The 21,253-nt window shown below is 37.0% G+C and carries 18 protein-coding genes and 1 tRNA gene; 8 read left to right on the forward strand and 11 right to left on the reverse strand.

Features of this window, described 5'->3' with window-relative positions:
• Positions 1-76: 76 nt before the first annotated feature.
• From ACESSZ_RS05600 to ACESSZ_RS05620, 5 genes are all read right to left on the reverse strand, one after another.
• On the reverse strand, positions 77-472 hold the full coding sequence (locus tag ACESSZ_RS05600; protein ID WP_008687480.1) for an Hsp20/alpha crystallin family protein: 396 nt from the start codon (positions 470-472) through the stop codon (positions 77-79).
• A gap of 25 nt (positions 473-497) precedes the next feature.
• Positions 498-908, reverse strand: coding sequence for an Hsp20/alpha crystallin family protein (locus ACESSZ_RS05605; protein ID WP_008687481.1), 411 nt, complete (start codon positions 906-908; stop codon positions 498-500).
• Positions 909-1,133: 225 nt separating this feature from the next.
• The gene (locus ACESSZ_RS05610; protein WP_226897115.1) at positions 1,134-2,480 is read right to left on the reverse strand and encodes an EAL domain-containing protein; all 1,347 of its coding nucleotides are present in this window, start codon (positions 2,478-2,480) and stop codon (positions 1,134-1,136) included.
• Between the two features lie 118 nt (positions 2,481-2,598).
• The gene (locus tag ACESSZ_RS05615) at positions 2,599-4,080 is read right to left on the reverse strand and encodes a hypothetical protein (RefSeq protein ID WP_227151162.1); all 1,482 of its coding nucleotides are present in this window, start codon (positions 4,078-4,080) and stop codon (positions 2,599-2,601) included.
• A complete protein-coding gene (locus ACESSZ_RS05620) occupies positions 4,077-5,516 on the reverse strand; it encodes an extracellular solute-binding protein (RefSeq protein ID WP_008687483.1) in 1,440 nt (479 codons plus the stop codon). The genes ACESSZ_RS05615 and ACESSZ_RS05620 overlap by 4 nt, the downstream gene beginning before the upstream one ends.
• A 299-nt stretch (positions 5,517-5,815) precedes the next feature.
• On the opposite strand from ACESSZ_RS05620, the gene deoC reads away from it, so the two are divergent.
• From deoC to ACESSZ_RS05635, 3 genes are all read left to right on the forward strand, one after another.
• Entirely contained in the window at positions 5,816-6,529 is a 714-nt protein-coding gene (deoC, locus tag ACESSZ_RS05625; RefSeq protein WP_008979425.1) for a deoxyribose-phosphate aldolase, read from the forward strand.
• Positions 6,530-6,606: 77 nt separating this feature from the next.
• Positions 6,607-9,036: a glycyl radical protein gene (locus ACESSZ_RS05630; protein WP_008687485.1), complete on the forward strand. Its 2,430-nt coding sequence runs from the start codon at positions 6,607-6,609 to the stop codon at positions 9,034-9,036.
• Positions 9,037-9,182: 146 nt separating this feature from the next.
• Positions 9,183-9,953, forward strand: a complete 771-nt coding sequence (locus tag ACESSZ_RS05635) for a DeoR/GlpR family DNA-binding transcription regulator (RefSeq protein ID WP_008687487.1) — start codon at positions 9,183-9,185, stop codon at positions 9,951-9,953.
• A 567-nt stretch (positions 9,954-10,520) separates the two neighbouring features.
• Here the strand turns inward: ACESSZ_RS05635 and ACESSZ_RS05640 are convergent.
• Entirely contained in the window at positions 10,521-11,852 is a 1,332-nt protein-coding gene (locus ACESSZ_RS05640) for an MATE family efflux transporter (protein WP_008687490.1), read from the reverse strand.
• The gene (locus tag ACESSZ_RS05645; protein WP_008687492.1) at positions 11,845-12,279 is read right to left on the reverse strand and encodes a MarR family winged helix-turn-helix transcriptional regulator; all 435 of its coding nucleotides are present in this window, start codon (positions 12,277-12,279) and stop codon (positions 11,845-11,847) included. The genes ACESSZ_RS05640 and ACESSZ_RS05645 overlap by 8 nt, the downstream gene beginning before the upstream one ends.
• Positions 12,280-13,670: 1,391 nt before the next feature.
• Between ACESSZ_RS05645 and ACESSZ_RS05650 the strand changes: the two genes are divergently transcribed.
• From ACESSZ_RS05650 to ACESSZ_RS05660, 3 genes are all read left to right on the forward strand, one after another.
• On the forward strand, positions 13,671-14,072 hold the full coding sequence (locus ACESSZ_RS05650) for an SRPBCC family protein (protein ID WP_008687494.1): 402 nt from the start codon (positions 13,671-13,673) through the stop codon (positions 14,070-14,072).
• Positions 14,073-14,081: 9 nt separating this feature from the next.
• Positions 14,082-14,666, forward strand: a complete 585-nt coding sequence (locus ACESSZ_RS05655; protein ID WP_008687497.1) for a DUF6434 domain-containing protein — start codon at positions 14,082-14,084, stop codon at positions 14,664-14,666.
• A 115-nt stretch (positions 14,667-14,781) separates the two neighbouring features.
• A tRNA-Leu gene (locus ACESSZ_RS05660) sits at positions 14,782-14,865 on the forward strand.
• Between the two features lie 106 nt (positions 14,866-14,971).
• On the opposite strand, the gene ACESSZ_RS05665 is transcribed toward ACESSZ_RS05660, so the two are convergent.
• Genes ACESSZ_RS05665 through ACESSZ_RS05675 form a run of 3 tightly spaced genes read right to left on the reverse strand, consistent with a single transcriptional unit; the run spans position 14,972 to position 16,851 of the window.
• Positions 14,972-15,466: a hypothetical protein gene (locus ACESSZ_RS05665; RefSeq protein WP_008687499.1), complete on the reverse strand. Its 495-nt coding sequence runs from the start codon at positions 15,464-15,466 to the stop codon at positions 14,972-14,974.
• A 5-nt stretch (positions 15,467-15,471) separates the two neighbouring features.
• Positions 15,472-15,981: a GyrI-like domain-containing protein gene (locus ACESSZ_RS05670; RefSeq protein WP_008687503.1), complete on the reverse strand. Its 510-nt coding sequence runs from the start codon at positions 15,979-15,981 to the stop codon at positions 15,472-15,474.
• A 12-nt stretch (positions 15,982-15,993) separates the two neighbouring features.
• The gene (locus tag ACESSZ_RS05675; RefSeq protein ID WP_008687504.1) at positions 15,994-16,851 is read right to left on the reverse strand and encodes an AraC family transcriptional regulator; all 858 of its coding nucleotides are present in this window, start codon (positions 16,849-16,851) and stop codon (positions 15,994-15,996) included.
• 345 nt (positions 16,852-17,196) lie between these two features.
• Here ACESSZ_RS05675 and ACESSZ_RS05680 point away from each other — a divergent pair, with 345 nt between their 5' ends.
• Entirely contained in the window at positions 17,197-17,724 is a 528-nt protein-coding gene (locus ACESSZ_RS05680; RefSeq protein ID WP_008687507.1) for a metallophosphoesterase family protein, read from the forward strand.
• A 22-nt stretch (positions 17,725-17,746) separates the two neighbouring features.
• On the forward strand, positions 17,747-19,063 hold the full coding sequence (locus tag ACESSZ_RS05685; RefSeq protein WP_008687509.1) for an MFS transporter: 1,317 nt from the start codon (positions 17,747-17,749) through the stop codon (positions 19,061-19,063).
• Between the two features lie 168 nt (positions 19,064-19,231).
• On the opposite strand, the gene ACESSZ_RS05690 is transcribed toward ACESSZ_RS05685, so the two are convergent.
• Entirely contained in the window at positions 19,232-21,151 is a 1,920-nt protein-coding gene (locus ACESSZ_RS05690) for an aconitate hydratase (RefSeq protein ID WP_008687511.1), read from the reverse strand.
• Positions 21,152-21,253: the final 102 nt, after the last annotated feature.

The raw sequence follows: 21,253 nt of genomic DNA on the forward strand, positions 1-21,253 counted from the left end.
TAGTATAGCATATATTTCTATCAATTTGTTCATTGATAAAAAGAAAACAGGGTTTTCAATACCCTGTTTAGCATAGTTAATCAATTGGAATGAAACGTTTTTCTTCGACCTTCTTAGGCGCTTCTTTCGGAATCAGCACATGCAACTCTCCGTTATCAAAGCTTGCTTTAATATCCTCCTGCGTAATGCCTTCGCCGACATAGAAACTTCTTGAACAAGAGCCTGAGAAACGTTCCTGGCGAATCAGATTGCCTTTGGCATCCTTTTCTTCATTTGTTGTATTGCGGGATGCATGGATGGTTAAATAGCCTTCCTTAAGTTCCATCTGAATGTTTTCTTTCTGATATCCAGGCAATTCCATATCCAATACATAATTGCCATCCTTCATGCGGATATCGGTTTTCATATTACTGCGATCATAAAACATGTCATCAAATGCATCACTAAATAAACCTGGTAATAATTTCATCATACGATACACCTTCCTTTTTTATACGTTACTCAATTGGGATGAAACGTGATTCTTCGACCTTTTCAGGAGCCTCCTTAGGGAATGTAATTGTTAATTCACCGTTTTGGAAGCTGGCATGGATATCACTTTCCATCAGGTTATCACCGACATAAAAGCTTCTCTTGCATGTCCCGCTATAGCGTTCCTGACGAATCAGATTACCCTTATCATCTTTATCTTCCTTTACCTGATGATGGGCAGCTTGAATGCTGAGATATCCATTTTGTAATTCCATATGAATATCTTCTTTTTGATATCCAGGAAGTTCTACTTCCAAGATATAGGTGTTATCTTTCTCACGAATATCGGTTTTCATATACTCCATATTGCGAGAAAAGAAAGGATCTTTAAACACTTCATCGAATGAGTCATTGAATAATCCTGGCAGCCGTTTCATATACATCGCCTCTTTTTTTGTTTTCATATTTATGAAACACTACCCGATAAGGTCTTACCTTATCTTCGCTTATATTATAGCACTTGTTTTAGCACTGTCAACACTAGAGTGCTAAAAAGATTTTGTGAAATTATGTCAAAGTTTGTTTGCATAGGATTTTCCTTTACGCCATCATAGGGCATCTTGAGGAAGACATAAGAAAAGAAGAATCGCTTTTCGATTCTTCTATATCTCTTTATAAATAGCGCGGATTTCTTGCTGTTTGCTTTCTTCAATATCTTTAATAGCATAAGCAGGTTTTGCAATATAATATCCTTGAAGATAATCGATATCGTGCTGTATCAGATATACCAGATCCTCATGTGTTTCAACGCCTTCTGCAATTACCTTGATATCATGGCTGTGAGCAAAGCTGACAACGCTTTTTACAAGCATTTGGCGTCCTTTATCGTGGGCGATATTTGTAATGAATTCCATATCGATCTTGACATAGTCTGCTTGTGCGTTGAATAAGCGGTGATCACTGCTATAGCCACTGCCAAAGTCATCTAAAGCTGTTTGGGCATGCCAGCGGCGACAGAAGTCTTGTTTGCTTAGCATATAGGAATGTTCGATTTCTTCGCTTTCCAATAATTCAATAACAATTTTGGAAAGATATTCATGATAGTGTTCTTCTAGGTATTGTTTAATTTCGTCAAGCATCGGTATACTAGGGATACTATTAATGAATAATTTCCATTGTTTATCAATCGCTACCTGTTGACTGAAATGGGATAAAGATTGTGTCCAGGTCATATACTCCACACGGTGCAATTGTTTTTGTGTTTTGGCGACTTGCATGACATCGGATGGTGTTTTTAGAATATCACTATTAGGACGCATAAGGGCTTCAAAACCTAGTACAGCACCAGTTTTGGCATCAACAATTGGCTGGAAAGCATAGCTGACACGTTGCTCTTCTAAGATATTCATCAGTTCCTGACGGCCATCAAATATTAAGTTGTTGTGAAGATAATGTTCTTCACTAAAGGTACGGATATTTCCTTTTTGTGTGTTTTTTACCTCATACATTGCAAAATCTGCATGTTTTATCAAGGTATCAAAATCCATAGCATCTTTTGGCATCCAAGAAATGCCGGCAGATACTTTTACACGGGTAATATCGTCATTGCCGAAATGCATTTCCGTTTCATTAACAACTTCATGAATATGACGGATATGTTTCAAAATGGCTTCTTCATTTTCAAAATGGTGATAGAATAAGAGGAATTCATCACCAGCCATACGAGCTGCGATACAGTTAGGTCCGCGTTCCTTTTGTAGTACATCTGCAAGTGCACAAATCAAATGGTCACCGGCATCATGACCGTAGGTATCATTAACAAGTTTTAAATTGTCAAGATCCCATAATACCATGGCGCAGGTTTTCAAATCAGCTTGTTTCAGTATTGCTTCACAATGGACACGGAAAGCTCTGCGATTCAATAGTTGGGTCAGCACATCATGATCACGTTCATACATCAGATGTTCTTTTTCTTGTATTTCCAAAGTCACATCGCTGACGACAATCACACGATTTCCTTCGACACGATTGATGAGGAAACGCAGCCAACATGTTTGTTCTGCGGAATTTGTAACATGTATCAGATAGATGTCACTGGTCCTATGTTCTGTATTTATCTGTTTTTCACTAGAGATGATTTTTTAAACATAAAAGCTGTATTTCTTCCATGAAAGCTTTAAACGTGTATTCCATTTTTGAAGGATCACGAAATCCCAACAATGTTCCTACTTTTTCTGTACAGAAAACTTTACGTTCATTATATATCTCAATAGCTCCAATTGGGATATCGATTGTGTGTAGGACATAGGATAAGCGAGTTTCTGCACCATGCAAATGATAACTTAGATCTTCAATGGAAGCACTTAATTCATCAATTTCCTTGATATGGGTTTTCGGCAGTTCAATCTTATTGGTTGTTACCGGTGTTTGCCGAAGTCTTGTGGCTAAAGCGCGAATCGGTTTCGTAAACAGCATACTGCCATATAAAGCTACCAGTGTCGCAATGATTAAAGCGGTGATACAGGCATATAGCAAAAGCTGATGAATTTGTTTTGTTGAATAAAAGATTTCATCTTCAGAACCAACACCGATTAAATACCAAAGGGTATCTTGAAATGGGCTAAAGGATGAATAAAGCTTTAGCTGATGAGCACAAGCAAGGGTATCATCACTGAGTGCCGGAGCACTGATGCGTTTCCCATAAGGGGCATCCGTTAATACGATGGATGTATCGTATTTCAAATAAGCACTGTAGGCTGGTCCATTCGATAGGATGATATGATAGGCATCATCGCTTTCTCGATTGGCCAAAAGGAAGGCTTTTTTACTATGATCATTTAATTCTTCATAGGGCAGATAGTTCTTTAGATACTCAACGGAAAGGTCGATACCCAGTACACCATAAACCTGATGATCCTGATTGAATAAAGGAATGTTGTAACTAAGGAAGGGAGTAGGGGAGTCAGCCATATGTGAACTAGTGCTCCAATAGCCACAGTTCAACATGTTCAGCTGAGGGTTTTCTTCCGCAGCTTTTTTTGGCTTAAAGTAAAAATCGAATGTATCCTCGTCTTCCTTCATCGTAAGGGAGGGTTTCCAATTCTGATCTAAGATAAAGTCATTTTGTTTTAATAAGGCAGCATCACCATACTTGGCCGTAATATCTGTTTTATCATTGAAAGATTCTTCGGGGGAAGCATCTTGCAGATAAAAGGCTGGATATTCTTTACTGTGAAAAACCTCTTTGTCTAAAATAAGGTAAATGCCGTTGATTTTTTTGGTTTTGGTTAAGCTATGCAGCCGATTTAAAATATCTTCATTTAAGTAAGGCGATGTTAATGTTTTTCTATGCTCATAAAGTGGATGTGTAGCAGAGATGATCATGGCTACATCATCTGTATCTAAACAGCGTTCATTTAAGTTTTTTTGAATGGCGTCACTGCGATACATGACACGCTGATCAAACAGGTTAAAACTGCTGGCCTTTAAATCTTGCAAGGCACTGCTGTTAAGAAGGGAGATAAAGAAAATCGAGGATATGAGCAAGACCAAAATGATCAGAGTTAATAACAGGCGTTGAAATAATGAATGCACATGCCGTTGCTTCATTGTGCCTTATCCCCTTGTAATAGAGCTTCCATATCTTTACGGCATTGCTGTACCCATTTGGCAAAGTTTTCATCTGATAGATAATAAGCCATGGCTTCTTCTTGGCTCTTACCTGCTTGTATTGCTTTCTGAATAGCTTTTTGATCTTCAATGGCTTTCATATTAGCAGCTTTTTCCAAATAGCTGCGTGCTTCATAAGAACCATCAAAGGAATTTGCTGCATACAGTTTTTGATCATTGACCTCATCCATCGTTGTCTTAACAATATCCTTTAATAAGTTGTTAGGGTTCATATTATGTTTCTTCAAGGTCGTTTCCCATGTTTGATAGGTGTTTGCCTCTTTTTTAACAGGCAGATAACTGGATGCTGCAGAAAATGTAATATTACGCTTTGTTTCCGTAAACCATTGTAAGAAGACGATGCAGGCATATTCGCTTGTTTCATCTGCTTTTGTTATGGCTATGCCACCACCTTGCGATATGACCGCATTTTGGGCATTTTCAAAATGTGGTGTTGGCAATACCAGATAACTCACTTTTTGTTTATCCCCATGTTCATCAATGACTTCGTTGGGATAAAAGGTTCCTCCAGCCGTTGAAGAAACGGTAGCAATCACATCTTTTGTTTTAATATCATCACTGGCAAAACGTCCGTTTTTTACATAGTATCCTTTTATAAAAGGAATGTAATAATTATCCCAGAGACGACGCAATGTTTTATCACTGATGGCAAAAGCTACTTTCCCATCCTTTTCTTGAAAGATATCATCTTGTAGCTGATGTGCCCCACAAATGAGATAATTTGCCAAAGCATCACGGGCAAAAAAGGCTTTGCCATTGCTATACTCATAATACAATTCCGCTGTTTTAGCTAAGCCTTCCCATGTGGAAAGATCCGCCTTACTCACATGAGTGGCGCTAGCAAAACGATCCCATTCTTCTTTATTGATAATCATGACCTCACTGGCCTTAGCGATTGGAAACAGCATGGTTTCATCGCTGCCAACATAGCGACCATCTTTTAAAAATCCATCTACATATGTGTGAATTTCTTTTTCGCTAAGGTAAGTTTCCATAGATACCAATTTATGTTCATTCATAGCCATCTGTGCGGTATCCTGATAGGCGGCAAACATGTTAGGCAGTTTTTCCGTCTCCTCCTTATTTTTTAATAACTTATTCACATCATTTGCGATATTGCTGATGCTTCCTTTTCCGATAGCATCCACAATAATGCCTTTTTCTTTTCCGACGGTTGTATTAAATTCTTCAACAAGATCATCGAAAGCTTCTTTTTGTGAACCGCTGTAATAGTGCCATAAACGTAAAGTGACAGGCTGATCAGCAGATAAACCGTGATTGCTGTTAGAGCTACAGCTACTCATTAGGAATAAGGTACTCAATAGGATTGCCCCTAATTTTTTTATGTTTTTCATAATGTCCTACCTCCTAGGTGAACAAGCGTTTATTATCCTTATTATACACCATATTGTTTTTTCTCGTGTATTTAATCATAAATTTATGACAATTTTGTGAATAACATGTATCTTATGTGGAATAGAAAAGAAAGAGGCTGATGAAGAGGGTAAGGGAAAATATCAAGAAATGCTAAAAACGAAAGCAATCGAACATAAAAACGTAAATAAAACAACAAAAAGTGCTTTACAAATGATTGGAAATGTTCTATTATACAAGTAAGGAGGAAGGAGAATGTACGATTCTCTAGAAATAACATATGAAACCAAACAAAAAAGCAAATGAAATGACAGTAAAAGAATTAGCAGCCTATATTGATTATTCGGTATTGAAACCAGAGTTTACGGAAGAAGAAATCATCGCTCTGACAAAAGATGGTGTGGAACTTGGCTGTGCAACCATCTGCATCAACCCGGGATATATGGATTTATGTGAACCTATCGTAAAGGGCAGCGATACGATGCTTTGTCCTGTATGTGATTTTCCTTTTGGCACAAGTTCTACTGAATCTAAATTAAAACAAATTGAAATTGTTGCTCGATATGACACCGTAAAGGAAATTGATGTTGTCGCTAATTTCGGGCATATTCGCAGTGGAAAATATGATGCTGTTACAGCGGATTTAAAAGCATGTGCCGAATTAGCACATTCCTATGGAAGAGCATTAAAAGTCATTTTTGAAACCGATGCTTTAAATGAAGAACAGGTTAGAAAGACTTGTAAATGCTGCATAGAAGCAGGTGTTGATTTTGTAAAAACGAGTACCGGTTTTTTAACTGGATATGAGGCACATGGGGCAACTTGTGAAATCATTAAAGTCATGATGGAAGAAGTTAATGGAAAATGTAAGGTGAAGGGAAGTGGCTGTATTCGTACAAGAGAACACTTCTTACAACTCATTGATATGGGCATTGATCGTATGGGCGTGGGCTATCGTTCTGTACCGGTAGTTTTAGGATTGGATAAAAAATAAGAAAATGATAGACAGAGAGTGTTGTGCTTTCTGTCTTTCGTATATGGATGTTATAATTATTAAAGAAGGTGAGAGCAATGAAGGAAGATTGGCTGATAGAGCCACTACAGGAACAACGTTTTGATCGAGCACGTATAAAGCGTTTGCGCAATAAGATGGAAAAACGTAAGGCTTCCATTTGCAGTGAGCGGGCAAAACTGTATACACAAGTATTTCAGAACAATGAAGGAGAACCTTATATTTTGCGCAAAGCGCAGGCATTTGCTTATACCCTTACACATATGAGTATTTATGCAGAAGAGGATTCTTTGATCTTTGGAAATATGGCATCGTGCAATTTTGCCGCTCCGATTTATCCTGAATATTCCATACAGTGGGTGTTAGATGAATTAGACAGCTTTGCTCAGCGCGATGGTGATGTATTTACCATCAGTGAACAGGTAAAGCAGGACATCAAAGACATCGCGCCTTTTTGGTTGTCCCATACCCATGAAGATGAAGTAAACCGTCATATAAGTGATGATATCCGTTTGGCAGAGAAACAGGGAGTATTGCATCGTGGTGGTATCTCCATGAGTGGGGATGGACATATCGTACCTGATCATGCCATGGTTTTACGTTATGGTTTTCGCTATTTCATTCAACAGGCACAAACAGCATTGCAAAAAGATGACATCAGTGCTTCTTCAAAAGCTTACTATGAGGCAGTCATTCTAGTTTTAGAGGCAGCTTTGCAATACTGTAAGCGATTTGCGATCTATTTTAAGGAAAAGGCCAAAACATGTAAAGATATTGCGAAACAGATGGAATATCGAGAATTAAGTGATATGGCCGCAACCATGTTAGAACAGGGAGCACGTAGTTTTCATGAAGGTTGTGAAATCGTCTATCTGATTCATATCTGGCAAATGATCGAGAGCAATGGACATTCTTTCTGTTATGGACGTTTTGATCAATATATGCTGGACTTATATGAGCAGGATATAAAGAAAGGAATCTTAACAAAGGAAAATGCATTAGAAATCATCACGCATATGTTTCTTATGAATTCCTCTTGTAATAAGGTACGTCCATATGGCCATACACGGTTTTCACAAGGATATCCACTCTATTCCAATCTGGTTGTGGGTGGTCTTATGCCGAATGGAAAAGATGGCACAAACACATTATCCTATTTATGTATCGAGGCGATGCATTTATGCTCTCTGGCAGAACCTAATTTTTCGGCACGTTACCATAAGGATTCTCCACGTTCTTTTGTTGAGGCATGCGCTAAGCTTATTCGCACCGGCTGTGGCATGCCGAGTATGTTTCATGATGAAACAGCAGTGGCCGGTCTGCTTTCTTTGGGCATTCCTAAAGAAGATGCCTTGGATTATTGTCCGATTGGTTGCGTGGAAACCGGTGTACCTGGTAAATATGGCCATCGAGCTACGGGCATGACCTATGTTAACTGGGGAAAAGTGTTAGAAATCATGTTGCACAATGGCTATGATCCAGCAAGTGGTATCCGTATGTTGCCATATACAGCAAGTGAGGAAGCCTTTGTCGATTTCCAAAATTATGAAGAGCTGTGGCAGGCTTGGAAGACCTATTTAAAGTTTTATTCCGACATCAGTGTACAATGTGATGCTATCTGTGATGCTTCATTAGCTGTTTATGATGCCGATCCTTTTGCTAGCTGTCTGATTCAAGATTCCTTAAAATTAGGGAAGACTTTAAAAGAAGGCGGATGCCGCTATGATGTGATATCACAATCTAATATTGGACCCAGTGTCGTTGGAAATTCACTTTATGCAATAAAAAAGTTGGTCTTTGAAGATAAACGATTTACCATGAAAGAATTACTTGCCGCCATGCATGATAATTGGCAAACAGAAGCAAGTCGTAAGATTCATAAGCTTGTTAAAAAGGCTGCTAAATTTGGCAATGATCAGGATGAGGTTGATAAGATCGTAGCGGATGTTTTCTATTCTTATCTTGCTTTATTGTCTGATTATGAAACGCTGCGTAAAGGAAAAGGGCCAAAGGTAAGCTGTTATACGATGTCTACTAGTAATATCACCTCTTATGTACCAAATGGGTTTGTGGTAGGGGCAACTCCGGATGGGCGTTATGCCGGGACTCCTTTAAATGAAGGGTGTTCACCAACACAGGGAAGTGATACCCAAGGACCTACTGCGGTTATTAATTCGGTAGCAAAATTGCCAAATCATATGGTGGCTGCCGGGCAATTGTTAAATATGCGTTTTGCACCTGCGGCATTGCAGGGAGATGAAAATTTAAAGAAGTTTGTTGACTTTCTGTATGTATCTGCACGCAAAGGCATTTATCATAATCAGTTTAATGTCATTGACAGCCAAACCTTGCGTGATGCGCAGAAACATCCGCAAAAGCATAGCGATTTAATCGTACGTGTAGCCGGATATTGTGCACAATTCATCTCTTTGATGCCACAAGCACAAGAAGCCATTATTGCTCGCACGGAAAATCAAATAACTTGTTAGCAATCTAGGAAAGTCTTGCTAAAATCAGATGGATGAACGCGTAAGACTTTCCTTTTATTTTTATCCATTGTGTGTTATTTCTTCGCGTTGGATACGCAAAAGAACAAATTTATAGTATAATGAAACAAGATATTGAGGTGAAGTACATGCTGGCACATGAAAGAAATGATTACATCCTGACTAAGCTCAATGCCAAAGGGTGTGTGAATGTTCGGCATCTGTCACAGGAATTAGCTGTGAGTGAGGTGACGATACGTCGAGATTTAGAAGAAATGGAAAAGCAAGGCTTATTGATACGAATACATGGCGGAGCCAAAAAAAATCCGAAAACGGATATCCTGTCAAAGAATGATGAAAGCCGTATGCTCGATCGCTTACAGCTGCATTTTGAACAAAAAAACCGCGTTTGTAAGCAAGCAGCAGAATTCATCAAGGATGGGGATTGTGTTTTTTTGGATGGAGGTACCAGTATTTTTCCAATGCTTTCATATTTGCAAACGAAAAAGATTAAAATCGTTACTCATAGTACCTTGATTCAAGAGCATTTTGACAGTGATGTGGCTGAATTATTCGCAATAGGCGGTAGACTAATACCGGAATATAAGATGGCAGTGGGCCCCATAGCGTTAGAAACTTTGCAACGCTTTAACTTTGATTTTGCGTTTATTGGCTGTGCCGGTATTGACTTATTGCGTCATAAGGTTTATACAGCAGAAATGGATACACTGGCAGTAAAAAAGCAAGCCATGCAGCTTGCTCAACAATCTTATTTGCTTATTGATTCCAGTAAAACTAAAATCAAAGGTTTTTGCAGTTTTACTGACTTTAGTCGTTTTGACGTTATCCTATGCGATGAAGGTGTGTTACAGGAAGATGAAGAGCTACCGGAAAACTTTATGATTGCAAAAACTGAATAAAATAAGTCAATGTATTACCATTTATATCTAATATTGGAACAAGTATAAGGAAGTTTATATCATTGAGTACATGGATTATTCATGATTTTAATACTTTCTTTTCAAATAGAAAAATTAAATTCATATCACTGTCTCTGTTCATTTATATTTAATATTTATTTACCATGCTGAAAATTCATTTGTATGATTTTAGGGGGATTGAGAAATCTAAAGGGGTATTTTGTCATCAAAGGTATGAGCAGAAAATAAGAAGTTTTCACTTCTGCTTTCAATAAACTGAGAAACGATATACTCATGTGTAAAAATGATGACGTTAATACTTAATTTTATAAATTGACGGGTGAGCACAGCTCATAAGATAATCATCATATTCTATCAGCTATCTAGTAGTCTACTAGTTTAACGCTCTCATTGTCCGAAATTTTAAAGCTACATGAAGTCATAAAATCTTCATCATTGTGAACAGTATCACCGCCATAATCATGGCTGCCCCATTTATCTTATTACTGAGGGGAATTGATAAGAACTATAACAACGATTAAAACAATTTTTTCAATTTAAGATCTTTTAAATATAAGAAAACTTTTTTCTATTCATAACTAGATAAAAAAGAGCTATGATGAATCCTAATATCTCTGCTATTGGAACAGCTATCCAAACACCAATCTCGCCAAATATCTTTGGGAGAATAAGAATAGCACCTATGATGAAAATAAATGTTCTGGAAAATGATATAATCGCCGATGTTTTACCATCAGAAAAAGCTGTAAACATAGAAGATGAGAAAATACCTAATCCCATAATAGTAAATGCTAGAGAGTAAATATTGAACCCATGCAATGTTATGTTATAAACATCACTATTTGCAACAGTGAAAATAGTTAATGCTCTTGTCAAGAATATATGCATTAATATGTTTGCTACTATTGAACTAATGATTAGAAACAAGATACTGTTTTTAAAGATACATTTCAATTGCATTTTATCATCATTTCCAAACTTATAACTCAGAATTGGTGCGATACCATTAGCGTAGCCAAAATAGAGCGCTGTAAAAATATATTGAAAATATAAAATAATCGTTATAGAGGCAACACCATTTTCTCCGTAAAACTGTAATAGAGTATAGTTAAATAAAAATGTAGTAGCTGCATTTGCTAAGTTTGTTATCATTTCTGATGAGCCGTTTGTACAAGACTGCAATAGTACTCTGCTATCAAATTTAGGTCGGACAAAATACAGCGCATTATGCTTAGCAGTCAAGAAAAAATGTATACCGACAATAGTAGGAATGCAGTAGCCGATTCCTGTTGCAGCTGCCGCACCTGCAATTCCCATATTTAATGGTGCCATAAAAACGTAATCCAGTACTATGTTTGTTATCCCTGCTAATATTGTAACAACCAATCCTAATGATGGTTTTCCAGCAGTTACAAAGAAGGTCTGAAAAGCAGTTTGTAGAAAAAATGCTGGTGCAAATGTAAATATAATTTCTGCATAAGTAATTGATAATGGAGCTTGTGTTGAACTGGCACCTAAAAATGAAACGATATTTGAAGTAAATAAATTTCCCAATATAGCAATAGAAATCCCTATTAATAACTCGACGACGATAAGAAAACTCAAATTATTTTGTGCTTCTTTCTGTTTTCCCTCGCCCATCTTTCTTGCAACAATAGCACTACCTCCAGTTGCAATCATAATGGCAATGGCCATTTCGCAACAGATAGCAGGATAAAGCATATTAACTGCTGATAATGCAGTAGTTCCAATCAAACGAGAAACAAACATGCCATCTATGATAATGTACATGGATAGACTTATCATCATAATTACGTTTGGTATGGCAAATGATAGTAATGAAGCAAAGTTAAAATTTTTAGCCAATGTTTTATCCATTTTCTATTTCCTCCTTTAGTAATTCATAGTATTTTGTATTGCTCTCAATAAGTTGTTTTCTTTTTTCTTCTCCTAACTTATGCATGGCGTTTTCTTCCATTTGGTATAATCTATTCAAAATAGAAGAAGCGAATATCTCACCGTTTTCAGTAAATGCAATGAGTCTTTCTCTTTTATTTTTAGTACTGGCTGTAATAGTGATATATCCTTTTTTTTCAAAGTCCAATAAAATACCATGTACAGTCTGTTTTGGTAAAGCCCACCATTCACAGATTTGTTTTTGTGTGCATTTTTTATAATCATTTAGAGTATATAAGATGACTAGAGCATTATAATTTAATTGATGTTTTTTAGCCCATATCCTATATAAATCTAATGTTCCACTTAGAGCAATATTGACTAATTTGATTTGTTCTCGAATTTGCATAATAGCCTCCTTTTTATAGTACGGATTCGTACCTTTATATATTAGTACGAATCCGTACTAATGTCAACGGTCATTTAAAATTTGCTTCACGATCTCTTGATTTACTATTAACTTTTTCAAGTTAGACACAAAAAAGCATTGTTACAATAAAATAACTCATAACAATGTTACAATATTTTAAATATATGATTTAAAAATTTATATACTGCTATGCACCATCAAATGCTGATACGTTCATTTTTGAATATCAAGCTATTCAGAAACAGTCATATCTAAACCTATCGCAAGTTTATTATTTATGATTTTTCTTCACATAATTCTTTATAATAGTTTCTGAATATATAAGATGAAATATCCTTTACCTCGTGTATGGTTAATTTTAGTATATATCATTTATAAATGCGATAGTATCCGTACCCAATTGGCAAAGAACGCAAAAAGTTGTAACTAATGGGGTATCTTTAAAAGCATGAAATTAGCGATAAAAGCTTTTTATTTCTCCACCGGATATAAAGCTTTATTTACATAAGAAGCAGAATAGCTTCAATAAATATTCGAAAAGCTATATCCATTATGGCACGGTCATCAGAATAATTTGAAACTGCTTTTCAAATGCGTCAACAGGCATTGTACTGTAAGAGGCAATATCCTGTTAAATTGATTCTGCTTTAATGCCCAAAAAGGCTTCACTGTTAGCAAAATAAGTGTATATTAATTGCTGCGAATCACTTCAAAAATACATATGCATACTATTTAATGCCATATCTAATCTAATTCTGCTATGCCAGTTGTCATAGCCGCATCCTCGTTTTCTCATTCATGGTATAGATGTTGCGAAGTCATCATCATGTAAATATTATATCTTTTCTATGAACAAAACAAAAAGTAAAAAATTCATAGGATGATGAACCTTTGATAAAATCATGGTTAATATGACAGGATGTTGTCCTATATGACATTGTATAATATATAGGTAAGATGTCTATCGATGGAATGTGAAAACTTATAAAGCATAAGTTAAGACATGAAATAATAACCAATTTTTTATGTGTACGGATAGCTTACAGTGATATCATAATTAAAAAAATAGGGTATCCTATCAAAAAGGTAGTGTGATAAAAGATAAAAACCAACAAGCATATTGTACTTTATATTGTGTTGCTTTGTGATTATGATACAATAAAATAACCTATTCGCTTTTCATATGTGGATGGTTAAACAAACAGGGAACGATGATTGACGTTAGCAAAGGACAATTTCTGGTAATAAAGAAGCTGAAATGGCGATTTTTACTGTTAAAATATGTATATCACATTGTGCAACGTCTGCATATGCAGATATTTATGGTAAGGCGAATCGTCGTTTAAGAAAATAAAGGAGGAATGTTTATTATGACTGTTTCAACAATAAAAAAAGTATTTCCATATCCCATACAACAAGTATGGAATTTGATGACGTCATTGGACACGTATGCTTGGCGCAGTGATATAAGTGAAATAAAAGTTTTGGATGATCAAAAGTTTCAAGAAAGATCTTTGGATGGTATCACAACCACCTTTACCATTACTAAGAAAGAACCTTATCGGGTATATGCGTTTTCTATTGAGAATAAGAATATGAGTGGCTCTTGGGAAGGTTGTCTTTATGATACAGATGCTGGGACACAAGTGATATTTACAGAAGAAGTAAGGGTGAAAAAATTTTATATGAAACCATTTATAAAAGGCTTTCTACAAAAACAACAGGAAACTTATATGCAGGATCTAGCAAATGCCCTAGATAAACAAGGATAAGATAGGCGTATGGAAAAACCTGAGCTCAGCAAATTTATGAATGCCGAAACCTTTTCTTCCTACTATTATTTAAAAGAGGAGTTAGTGGCTTTTTGTAAGGAACTTGGACTTCCTACATCAGGCAATAAACAAGAATTGACGAAACGGATTGCTTATTTCTTAGAGACTGGTTGTTGTTTACAGCCAAGCAAACGGGTAATAAAAAAAGCCATCCACGAAGATCTTTATTTGACGACGCTTATTGAACCTAATATTATTTGCAGTGAGAAACATCGGACTTTTTTTAAACAACATATAGGATCGTCATTTACCTTTTGTGTTACCTTTCAGAAATGGTTGAAACATCATGCGGGAAAGACTTATGCCGATGCTATCGCAGCATATCACCAGCTTTTACAAGATAAGTCAACGCAGGATTCAAAGATTGGCGAGCAATTTGCGTATAATGCGTATATACGTGCTTATTTTGCTGATCATAAAAATGGCCGTTTACAGGATGCCATAGCTTGCTGGAACTATAAAAAGCAATTAAAAGGGAAGCCTGTCTATGAAAGAGAGGATGAAATTGCAGTGGGCATTCATAACAGCCATTAAATAATCAGATAACGTGATAGAAGGATAAAATGAACATGATACGATCCAAGAAAAAACTAGTTTCTAAAAAAGTATTTGCCAAGCAAATAAAAATATGCTATCATATTTAAGCAATGCGGGCGTGGTGAAATTGGCAGACACGCTAGACTTAGGATCTAGTGCTTCGCGCGTGCAGGTTCAAGTCCTGTCGCCCGCACCAATGGAACAGACTACTTCAGACGTAAGGTTTGAAGTTTTTTTATGTCTGTATGTGTCATGATTCATCTTGTCACTATTCTAATAAAGAATTGTGCATTACATACTTATCACTGGGACAACATAAGTTCCTTTCTATATGCCTCTGCTTCATGTAATACAAGCGATTGAATATATGGATGATAATCTGGGTGAAGCAAAAACATAAAAGCACCGTTGCGACATTTCTGATGATACGCATGCTTCATAAAAAAAGAGTATCCCATAGAACATTTCGGATTACATGCATGTGGATCAAGCAAACGTTTACAAACAGGTGCATGTGAAATGGCTTCCTGCATTTCCAAGGGCAAGGTGTCTAAAACTGCTTCATATTCATTTACATGAGCGCCATAAATCCTTATCAACATCCCTTTTTTTCTGAAGATATAATTTGCAATTGTCTTATTATGCAATACATAAGCAGCGACATAGCCACTTCTGGCTTCTTTAATATGTATCCTATACCCCTGATGAAGAAGCTCTTGATGCAAATTTACTATAAATGCATGGTTTTCTTGCGATACAGCTGTCATAAATTCTGAGAAATCAATGTTTTTTTTCATAAGATTTACACTCCTTTCTTTTCTTGTACGGCGATCCATACCTCAACGTTGCCATCGGCATGATAATATTCTATATCTGGAGCTCCTGCTTTCATTCTTCCTGTGATATAGCCTTTATTTAAAGGTTTATATTTTGACTTTGGCAGCCATTTTGTAATTGCCTGTGCTTCTGTTTTTCCTATTGTCTTTTTCGTACAGGGAAAGATTGCCCATGTCCTTGCAGGAATGGTATATGCAAAAAGATCCCCCTGTACAGCATGATCACTTGCAACAGCAATCATATAGGTAAATTTACGAGAATCATAAGGGTCACTTTGATAAATATGAATACCGAAAAGACCTTGTGTACTATCCTTTGCCATCGCAAGTAAATTCTTATCCAGATGATCTTTTTGAATGGCAGACCAGAATGCAGGAATGGCTTTTCTTGCTTCGCCCTTTTGATTTGTTGTTTCCAGGAAATAGCCTACGACACGTATGCTTTGTTTTTCTTCTATGTGAAATGCGGTTTTCATGTTTTTCTCCTTCTAGTGTTTATGAATAATGGGAATCCAGATCTGACTACTATAATTACTGTCATAGGCATTAGCGTTGCTGTACCATTCTAGTTCTGGACAGGCTGCGTGTTGAAATGGATATTTCATGATCCATTCTTCGTGTAAATATTTCCAACCATTTTGCATGGCTTGTGGTACAGGACCTTGACAATCAAAAATAGCCCAGGTGGTTGCGGGTATGGATATTTCGTAATAGCCTTTGGGCAGAGCGTCATCTGAAATAACCATGAGAGAATAGTTTTGCCTATCGGAGTTAAAATTCTCATAAGGATATAAACCAAATACGCCTTGTGGTGTACCTTGATCCATCGTTATCAATTGAGAAAACGTTCCATCTCGTTGACATTCGCTCCAAAAAGCAGGAATTTTTGTATATTGTTCCCCTTTTCTATAGTGCATCTTCTTACCGAGCAGACGAAACCCCGGTTTTTGTTTTATTGACCAAGTATAGCGTTGCTTCAAAGCTATCTGCATCTTAGGGATAACACGTAATTGGGCATCAATGTTTCTTGCTTGTGTCGGTGTAATTCCATGAAATTGCTGAAAAGCTTTTGTAAAAGAAGTAGGAGAATCGTATCCATAGCGATAACTTATATCGATGACTCTTAAGTTTGTACTTTTCAAATCATAGCCAGCTAAGGTTAATTTTCTTGATCGAACATATTCGGCAAAACTAATACCGTACATATAGGAAAATACTTTTTGAAAAAAACCTATGGAACATCCAGCTAATTGGGCAATTTCCTCTTGCTTGATAGGTTCTTGGTCGCGTTGTAAATGGTTTTCAACATAATCTATAATATCTTGTAATTTTGTATTCCAATCCATGGGTAGACTCCTTTCCTATTCATTATAACGGAAATAAGATTACATCTCCTCTTATTATATGTCCTATCTGGATAGCTTTTTTTGCTTGTCTTATTTTATCATAGGAAGTAGATAATCATAAACTTTCCTATCAATATAAGGTGAGGAAATAATTGGAATATCTAGGTGAAAATCGCAGATATGGACCGTGCAATCAATATACAGGATGCGTCTTTATCGGATACGGATTTTCTTACCTATCACCGTTTTGTTTTTTGTAAATTCTTTGTAAATCGAACAATTTAGGATAGGAACTTTCTCTAAAACAGTTTATAATAAAAGAAGAGTTCGGTAGGAGGAAACGTTATGAAATACCTGCTGATAAGTGATACGCATGGACAATTAGAAAAGACTCGTAATCTGATATTGCAATATCCTCTTATGGATGGCTATTTTCATATGGGAGATGTGGGCTTTGCCTTGTCGTATCTAGAGCAGTTTCATATTGTCAGAGGCAATCATGACCGTCATACCAGTCTGCCCATGGAATTGCGTTTTACATTAGGAGAACGGAAAGTGCTATGTATGCATGGAAATCGTTTTGATGAAGAAACCGTACAAGAGCTTTTACATATGCAACATCTCAGCGGTGAAGAAATGATGGAAGAATGCATGCGGCGCCTATATGAAAAATTGTCTGATTATACAAAACGGCAGGGCTGTGATACGCTGTTTTTCGGTCATACGCATGAGCAGTGTTGTGTGGAATATGAAGGTGTTACCCTGATCAATCCAGGCTCGCTTAGTTTTGGGATGAATGGTGCCGGTTATGCTATCGTTGAAATTGAGGGGAAACATATCCATGCGGAAATGAAAACATTACCCAACCTATAAAAGATAAGAGAGGAAAGAAAGTATGTTCACAAAAATTTTAACAAAATTAGGCTTTACGAAAGAGGAAACCAGCTGGATATTATACGATGTCGGTAATTCAGCACAAGTATTAACGACCTGTACGGTGATTTTCCCTTTATTGATAGCGAAGATTACACCGGGTGACAGCAGTGTCTATGTTGGATGGGCAAATGCTATTTATGCGATTATTCTGGCATTGATATCGCCGGTCTTAGGTACGATGGCAGATTATAAAGATAAAAAGATGCGAATGTTTAAATTCTTCTTATATATGGGAATCTTTGGCGGTTTTGCCTTAGCCTTGCCGTTCATTGATTACAAGATGGCTTTGCTTGTTTTTGTTATCGCCATGCTGGGGTATAATGGTTCCATTATCTTCTATGATGCTTTCATCGTGGATGTTTGTGATGATGAACGTGTGGATAAAGTCAGTGCAGCCGGCTATGCCTGGGGGTATATCGGCTCGGTGTTACCGTTTTTGATTTTTGTCATTCCTTTTGCGGCAGTTACATTGTTTGGTGATAAAGTAACGGGTGACTTGGTGATTGGTTCCTTTACTTTAACCTATCGCATGGCATGTGGAATAACGATGGGATTGGCAGTTTTATGGTGGTGGATCTATTCACGTCCAATGTTAAAAAATGTCAAACAAAAGAACTATCATGAACCGGTTCCTCATGTAATAAAAGAATCGTTCGCTCATTTGTGGCATACCTTTCGGGATGTTAAGAAAAATAAAAATATCTTCCTTTTCTGTATCTCTTATTTCTTTTATATCGACTGTGTGAATACAGTCATTAAAATGGCAGTATCCTTAGCAACCGAAATGGGAATTACGGATACGATGAGTTTAGTAGTTGTTATCTTTATCAATATCATCGCTTGTCCTTTCTCCATCTTATTTGGTAAATTGGTAGGAAATTTTGGCTCCAAGAAAATGATCTATGCCGGCATCATTGGATATATCGGGGTGGTTGGCTGTGGTGCCATGATACAAAGCAATCCATCCTTTATCTGGTTAGTGGCTTTATTGGTGGGTATGTTTCAGGGAGGTATTCAATCCGTATCACGTTCCTATTTTGCGAAACTGATTCCTGATAAGGCAGATAGCAATGAGTTCTTTGGTTTCTTCTCTGTGTTCTCGAAATTCTCGGCTATTTTAGGACCTATCGCGGTATCCATCATCATCATGATAACAGGAGAAACCCGTTATGGAATTCTGGGATTGATTCCTATGATGGTGTTAGGAATGATTTTCTTGATGTTTGTGAAGGATCCTGAAAGTGAACAAAAGTTTAGGAAAAAGAAAAAAGTTTAAAATAGAGAAATTTCATCTTTAGCTAAATAAGGTTACATAAATAATAAGTCTTTTGCTGATAGACACAAAAAAAGCAATTCCTTTAACAAAACAGGAATTGCTTTTTTCAATGTACTTGTTGCTTCATTTTTAATAAGAAGCTGTATTCTTTTGATTGTAGCGTTATCCTTACTGATGTTGACGAATCAGATTTAAGGTACCACCGGCCTTGATGGTTTCAATATCTAATGCCGTAAGATGATGTGCTACCTCAAAACAGTATCCTTTGGTAATGTTTTGTACCTGTAAAGGCACATCTACTTGAAGATCTGATAGATGTTCAATCTTTAATTCATCCATTTCATCAATGGTATCATAATCTTTTTCATTCACAAAGGTCAAAGGAAGAATGCCAAAGTTAATCAGATTGGCACGATGGATACGGGCAAAACTTTTGGCAATGACGGCTTTGATACCTAGATACATAGGTGCTAATGCGGCATGTTCACGAGAAGAACCTTGTCCATAATTCGCGCCTGCTACAATATAGCCACCACCATGTTGTAAACAATCATCATGGAAGCTTGCTTTAACATTCATAAAGATAAATTCACTGATCTTTTCAATATTGGAACGATATGGCAATACCTTTGCGCCGGCTGGGGCAATATGATCTGTTGTGATATTATCTTCTACCTTGATCATGACCTTCTTATCAATAACATCATCTAACGGTGTGTTGATAGGCAATGGTTTGATATTTGGACCGCGGATAACTTCTGTTTCTGCTGCAGTCTGTGCATCTGGTACAATGACCATGGAATCATCAATGGCAAAGGTTTCAGGATCGTTTGGTATCGTGTAATCAATCGTTCTTGGATCTACGATATAACCGGCTAAAGCACTTGCAGCTGCGGTTTCAGGGGAAACTAAGCATACTTTAGCACTAAGTGTTCCACTTCTTCCATAGAAGTTACGGTTAAAGGTACGTAGTGATAAAGCATTGGTAATAGGAGATTGTCCCATGCCGATACAAGGGCCACAAGTACTTTCTAAAATTCTAGCACCGGCAGAGATCATGGCTGATAAACCACCATTTTGGGCAATCATGTTTAATACCTGTCGAGAACCCGGTGAAATGACCAGACTGACATTTTCATCAATGGTCTTACCTTGTAGAATGTTAGCAACGCTCATCATATCGCGATAAGAGGAATTGGTACAGCTGCCGATGGCAACTTGATCGACCTTTAAGCCTAGTACTTCAGAAATAGGCAGGACATTGTCCGGAGAATGGGGCATGGCAATCATTGGTTCTAAGGTTGTTAGATCAATTTCAATGACTTTATCATATACCGCATCTTCATCTGCAACGATTTCTACCCAATCTTCTTCACGTTGCTGCTTTTTTAAAAAGTCTTTTGTTACTTCATCACTTGGGAAAACGGAGGTTGTTGCGCCTAATTCTGCTCCCATATTCGTAATTGTAGCACGTTGGGGAATGCTTAAAGAGGCAACGCCATCTCCACTGTATTCAATGACACTGCCTACCCCGCCTTTTACACTTAACAGCTGTAAGACCTTTAAGATGATATCTTTACTGGAAACACCTTTTGTCAAGGCACCATGTAATTTCACATTGATAATATGTGGCATGTTTAAATGGAAAGCTCTACCCGCCATGGCACAGGCTACATCCAAACCACCGGCACCGATAGCTAAAGCTCCCATACCTCCGGCAGTTGGAGTATGAGAATCACTTCCTAATAATGTTTTGCCGGGAATGGCAAAGCGTTCCAAATGAACTTGATGACAGATCCCATTTCCTGGACGTGAAAAGCGGATACCGTGTTTCATAGTGACCGTTTGTAAATACTTATGGTCATCGGCATTTTCAAAACCGCTTTGTAAGGTATTATGGTCGACATAGCTGATGGACAATTCGGTTTTTACCTGCTCGACGCCCATCGCTTCTAATTGCAGATACGCCATAGTGCCAGTAGCGTCCTGTGTTAATGTCTGATCAATATGAATGGCGATTGGCTCGCCGCGTTTCATCTCACCCTCGATGAGATGTGCGCTGATGATTTTCTCAGTTATCGTTGGCATAAATTCTCTTCCTTTCTCATATACAGGTAACATTATATCATAAATCATGAAAATATTTCATTGATTTTATGAAAAATATGATGTAATATTGAAAGTAACTTG

This window comes from Eubacterium sp. 3_1_31 (assembly GCF_964249515.1).
GTDB lineage: Bacteria > Bacillota_I > Bacilli_A > Erysipelotrichales > Erysipelotrichaceae > Longicatena > Longicatena caecimuris.